The 6,118-nt window shown below is 63.7% G+C and carries 3 protein-coding genes; all 3 read right to left on the bottom strand.

Annotation, left to right across the window (positions count from 1 at the left end; translation table 11 throughout):
* Positions 1-634: 634 nt before the first annotated feature.
* Positions 635-2,119 carry a bifunctional 2-methylcitrate dehydratase/aconitate hydratase gene (locus Q0894_RS13365; RefSeq protein WP_299236206.1) on the bottom strand — a complete coding sequence of 495 codons (1,485 nt, stop codon included), beginning with the start codon at positions 2,117-2,119 and terminating at the stop codon, positions 635-637.
* 166 nt (positions 2,120-2,285) lie between these two features.
* The gene (gene prpF, locus Q0894_RS13360) at positions 2,286-3,476 is read right to left on the bottom strand and encodes a 2-methylaconitate cis-trans isomerase PrpF (protein WP_299236193.1); all 1,191 of its coding nucleotides are present in this window, start codon (positions 3,474-3,476) and stop codon (positions 2,286-2,288) included.
* Positions 3,473-6,097 (bottom strand): Fe/S-dependent 2-methylisocitrate dehydratase AcnD, encoded by a 2,625-nt coding sequence (acnD, locus tag Q0894_RS13355; RefSeq protein WP_161423138.1) that lies wholly within the window; start codon positions 6,095-6,097, stop codon positions 3,473-3,475. The genes prpF and acnD overlap by 4 nt, the downstream gene beginning before the upstream one ends.
* Positions 6,098-6,118 lie beyond the last annotated feature (21 nt).

The following is a 6,118-nucleotide window of genomic DNA, read 5'->3' as shown; positions in this document are numbered from 1 at the left end:
TTCTGTGACATGGTCACCGAGCCATCGACAAGCGCCCACATGAATTACCTGATCGATTGTTAAAGAGCGGCTCACGTCTCGTTGAGAGCGGAGCGTCTCGCTTGCTGTCGTGCCGTCGCTTTCGTTAATGACCGAAGAAGCGGCGGTCTCGCCAGCGCCCTGCGAGGAAGGCATATTCTACGTGACTGGCTGTCGTTGTCAACCCGACGAAGCATTCCGAGGAATCTTGCGAGTGACCGACCCCTTTAGATACCAAATCCTTGAAGGGTCGTTTCGAGAGGATCGCCGCGGAGACCTTGAGGTCGCCGTCACGAGTGGCGCACATTCTAGCGAATCTGCCGCGACTGTCAACCGGTCATTTTCGAAGCATTTCGAAAAAAACCATTGCAGAACAGCCACTTCTGCCACATTCACCGCCTGCAACGTTTGCCCGTCGCCGGCAGCGGATGCGTACTTTACGGCTTTACCGGCGGGTCCGCAAGGCCTTTCGGTAAAAAATTCGAATTCATCAAAATTCGGCGTAGGTACGCCACAACATGCGCTTCGACATTCCTCTGCCTTGCCAGTGGAGCGGGGCCATACCAGAGGGGCGGGGCCATGCCTGGCACTCGAGCCCATGGCCCCTCCCCCACCGTCAGATCACCAGAAGATCCATGAAGCGATGAACCGGTGTCGCCTCCAGGCCCTGCTGGTCCTGACAGAGCGTGACTATCCTCTCACTGCGTGCCCGCGGGAAGCGTGTCTCGAGATTGCGCCGGAACTTCTCCTCCAGCACCGGAATCCCCTCCTTGCGACGCCGGCGATGACCGATGGGATACTCCACCGCGACCTGCTCGGTAGAGGTGCCGTCGGTAAAGAAGACCTGAATGGCATTGGCGATGGAGCGCTTGTCGGGGTCCAGATAGTCGCGGGTATAACGCGACTCCTCCACGACCTCCATCTTGCCACGCAGCGTGTCGATCTCGGGATGTGCAACATGGAAGTCATCCTCGTAGTGCTCCGCGTTCAGCTCTCCAAGCATCAGCGGAACGGCCACCATGTACTGCAGACAGTGGTCTCGATCTGCCGGGTTGGCCAGGTCGCCCTCCTTGGAGATGATGCGAATCGCCGACTCGTGAGTGGTGATCACGATTCGCTCGACCTCGTCGAGCCGCCCCTTGACCAGGGGGTGCAGGGTCACCGCCGCCTCGCAGGCGGTCTGGGCATGGAACTCGGCCGGGAAGGAGAGCTTGAAGAGGATATTCTCCATCACGTAGCTGCCGAACTCACGCTGAAAGCGGAAACGCCGCTCTTCCTCGGGCTTGGTGGCCAGATCACGATTGGTGTGACTGAACAGCACATCATAGAACCCCCACTGGGAGGCGGTGAGTGCCCCAGGGACACCCATCTCGCCCCGCAGGGCGATATCCGCCAGTCGTACCGCCCGGGAAGTGGCATCCCCCGCCGCCCAGCTCTTGCGTGAACCGGCGTTGGGGGCGTGGCGGTAAGTACGCAGGCTCTGGCCATCCACCCAGGCATGGGACAGCGCCGCGAGCAGCTGCTCACGGTCGGCCCCGAGCAGCCGGGCCGCTACCGCCGTGGAGGCTACCTTGACCAGCACCACATGATCGAGCCCCACCCGGTTGAAGGAGTTCTCCAGCGCCAGCACGCCCTGAATTTCGTGAGCCATGATCATCGCTTCGAGAACGTCTCGCATCACAAGCGGCGCCTCGCCCTGGGCCACGCGTTTCTGGGAGAGGTGATCGGCCACGGCAAGGATGGCCCCCAGGTTGTCGGAAGGGTGGCCCCACTCTGCCGCCAGCCAGGTGTCGTTGTAATCGAGCCAGCGCACGATCGCCCCGATGTCCCAGGCCGCCTTGACGGGATCGAGCCGGAAGGAAGTGCCCGGCACCCTGGCGCCGTGAGGCACCACTGTCCCCTCCACCAGGGGCCCGAGGTGTTTGGTGCACTCGGGAAAGCGCAGCGCCAGCAACCCGCAGCCCAGGGTATCCATCAGGCAGAGCCTGGCCGTATCCCAGGCCTCGTCGCTTGCGATGCGATAGTTCAGAACATAGTCGGCGATCTTCTGCAGCTCGGCGTCATAGTCAGGCCGCACATTGGCTTCCACGGTACTCATGATCATCTCCTGCCGTCGCTTGAACCCCTACCCTACCATGACCATAGAAAACGCCCCGGATCCTGTCCTGGGATCCGGGGCGTTGGGTGATGCCTCTTCGCGAAGTGCCGCCCCATCTACTACGTCAGACGATGGCCTGGCGACGGGATAACTCCTCGGTTGTGGCTATCTAGAGGGTGTCACCGGGCACGCGTACCCAGCCCTCCATCAGCACCCGGGCGCTGCGGCTCATCACCGCCTCGTCGATGACCCAGCGCCCCTCCACCAGGCTCGCCTCGGCCCCCACCCGCAGGGTGCCTGAGGGGTGCCCGAAGGTGACGGCGCTGCGCTTGCCGCCGCCTGCGGCCAGGTTGACCAGGGTGCCTTCGATAGCGGCGGCCGAGGCGATCGCCACCGCCGCGGTTCCCATCATGGCGTGGTGCAGCTTGCCCATGGAGAGGGCACGCACCACCAGGTCGATCTCGCCGGCCTCGACCCGCTTGCCGCTGGAGGCGACATAGTCGCTCGGCGGCGCCACGAAGGCCACCTTGGGGGTGTGCTGACGGGTCGCCGCCTCGCCGACGTCGGTGATCAGCCCCATCTTCACCGCCCCATGAGCGCGAATGGTCTCGAACATTGCCAGCGCATCGGCATCGCCGTTGATCGCCTCCTGGAGCTCGGTACCGGTGTAGCCGAGTTCGGCGGCATTGACGAAGACGGTCGGAATGCCGGCGTTGATCAGCGTTGCCTTGAGCGTACCCCCCTTCACCACATCGGCCGGCACCTCGAGGTCATCGACCAGGTTACCGGTGGGGAAGATGGCTCCCTCGCCGTCGGCCGGGTCCTTGAAGGCCACCGGAACCTCGGCGGCCGGAAAGGTCACGCCATCCAGCTCGAAGTCACCGGTTTCCTGAACCTGGCCATCGCGGATCGGCACCCGAGAGACGATCGTCTTGCCGATATTGGCCTGCCAGATGCGCACCTCGACTTCCCCATTGGCCGGAATGCGCGCCGGGTCCACCAGGCCATTGCCGATCGCGAAGGGCCCCACCGCCGCGGAGAGATTGCCGCAGTTACCGCTCCAGTCGACGAAGGCCTTGTCGATGGAGACCTGGCCGAACAGGTAGTCAACGTCGTGGTCGGGGCGCTCACTGCGACTCACGATCACCGTCTTGCTGGTGCTGGAGGTGGCCCCCCCCATGCCATCGATCTGCTTCTGGTAGGGGTCCGGGCTGCCGATCACCCGCATCAACAAGCGATCGCGCGCTTCACCCGCCACCTGCGCGACCTCCGGCAGGTCACTCAACCTGAAGAAGACCCCCTTGCTGGTGCCGCCACGCATATAGGTGGCGGGGATCCTGATCTGGGGTAACTGACTCATGCGCTCGCCACCTCCTCACTCCCTACACCCTCCAGGAAGTCCTTGGCGAAGCGCTGCAGTACGCCCCCGGCGGAGTAGACGGTGACCTCTTCCGCGGTATCCAGACGGCAGATCACCGGGACCCGGTCGACCTCGCCAGTCTTGCGATGGATCACCAGCTCGAGGGTCGCCCCCGGTTCCGCCTTGCCTTCCACATCATAGGTCTCGGTGCCATCCAACTGCAGGGTATGCCGGGTGGTCCCCTCCTGGAACTGCAGCGGCATCACGCCCATGCCGATCAGGTTGGTGCGGTGGATGCGCTCGAATCCCTCGGCGGCAATCGCTTCGACCCCGGCCAGGGCCACGCCCTTGGCCGCCCAGTCACGCGAGGAGCCCTGGCCATAGTCTGCACCGGCGATGATGATCAGCGGCTGCTTGCGATTCATGTAGGTCTCGATGGCCTCCCACATGCGCATCACTTCACCTTCCGGCTCGACCCGCGCCAGCGATCCCTGCACCACCTCGCCGCTCTCGTCCCGCACCATTTCGTTGAACAGCTTGGGATTGGCCAGGGTGGCCCGCTGGGCCGTGAGGTGGTCACCACGATGGGTCGCGTAGGAGTTGAAGTCCTCCTCGGGCAGGCCCATCTTGTGCAGATACTCCCCGGCGGCGCTATCCATCATGATGGCATTGGACGGCGACAGATGGTCGGTCGTGATGTTGTCCGGCAGGATCGCCAGCGGCCGCATGCCCTTGAGCTCACGCTCCGCCGCCATGGTGCCTTCCCAGTAAGGGGGGCGACGAATATAGGTGCTCTGCGGACGCCAGTCGTAAAGCGGGCTCTCGGCCTTCTCGGCGGCGTCCAGGTCGAACATCGGGATATAGACCTGCTTGAACTGCTCCGGCTTGACGTGCTCGGCGACAATGGCATCGATCTCCTCGTCGGAGGGCCACAGGTCCTTGAGCGTCACCGGGTTGCCGTCCGCGTCGGTACCAAGCACATCCTTCTCGATATCGAAGCGCACGGTACCGGCGATGGCGTAGGCAACCACCAGCGGCGGCGAGGCCAGAAAGGCCTGCTTGGCGTAGGGGTGAATACGGCCATCGAAGTTGCGGTTACCGGAGAGTACCGCGGTGGAGTAGAGATCACGATCGATGATCTCCTGCTGGATCTCGGGATCCAGGGCGCCGGACATGCCGTTACAGGTGGTGCAGGCGTAGGCAACGATGCCGAAACCGAGCTTCTCCAGCTCCGGCAGCAGGCCGGCCTCCTCAAGATAGAGGCGCGCCACTTTTGATCCCGGGGCAAATGAGGACTTCACCCAGGGCTTGCGAATCAGGCCGAGCTCATTGGCCTTCTTGGCCAGCAGCCCCGCGGCGACCACGTTGCGTGGGTTGGAGGTGTTGGTACAGCTGGTGATGGCGGCAATGATCACCGCACCATCCGGCAGCTTGCCCTCTCTCTCCTCCGCCTGGGCCTTGTCGTAGTCGACCGCAATGCCACGCTTCTCCAGATCGCTGGTGGCCAGGCGACGATGCGGATTGGAGGGACCCGCCAGGTTGCGCTCAACGGTGGAGAGATCGAAGGTCAACACGCGCTCGTACTTGGCACTCTCCAGGCTGTCGGCCCACAGGCCAACCTGCTTGGCATAGGTCTCGACCAGCGCGACCTGCTCCGGCTCGCGGCCGGTGATGGTCAGGTAGTCGAGCGTCTGCTCATCGATATAGAACATCCCCGCGGAGGCGCCATACTCCGGCGTCATGTTGGAGATGGTGGCACGGTCGCCGATGGTCAGGCTCCTGGCCCCTTCGCCGAAGAACTCCAGGTAGGCCCCCACCACCCGCTCCTTGCGCAGGAACTCGGTGATCGCCAGCACGATATCGGTGGCGGTGATCCCCGGCTGTCGCTTGCCGGTCAGCTCCACACCGACGATATCGGGCAGACGCATCATGGAGGGGCGCCCGAGCATCACGGTCTCGGCCTCGAGCCCGCCGACCCCGATGGCGATGACCCCCAGACAGTCGATATGCGGCGTGTGGCTATCGGTGCCCACACAGGTGTCGGGGAAGGCAACGCCATCCCGCGACTGCACCACCGGCGACATCTTCTCCAGATTGATCTGGTGCATGATGCCGTTGCCGGCGGGAATCACGTCGACGTTCTCGAAGGCGGTCTTGGTCCACTCGATAAAGTGGAAGCGGTCCTCGTTGCGACGATCCTCGATGGCGCGGTTCTTGTCGAAGGCATCCGCCTCGAAACCGGCGTGCTCGACGGCCAGGGAGTGGTCGACGATCAGCTGGGTGGGCACCACCGGGTTGACCTTGGAGGGATCGCCCCCCTGCTCCGCGATCGCATCCCTCAGGCCGGCCAGATCGACGAGGGCCGTCTGGCCGAGGATGTCGTGACACACCACACGCGCCGGGTACCAGGGAAAGTCCAGGTCACGGCGACGCTCGATCAGCTGCTTCAGGGCGTCGGTCAACAGCGCCGGCTCGCAGCGGCGCACCAGCTGCTCGGCCAGCACCCGTGAAGTGTAAGGAAGGGTCTCATAGGCACCGGGTTGAATCTCCTCGACGGCAGCACGCACATCGAAGTAGTCCAGCTCGGTACCGGGGAGCGGTTTACGATAATCAGTATTCATGGCTTCGAGATCTCTTGCAGA

Source organism: uncultured Halomonas sp., assembly GCF_947501415.1.
GTDB lineage: Bacteria > Pseudomonadota > Gammaproteobacteria > Pseudomonadales > Halomonadaceae > Halomonas.
Note: the sequence above shows the minus strand (reverse complement) of the source record. Positions and strands in the feature narration are given on the sequence as shown.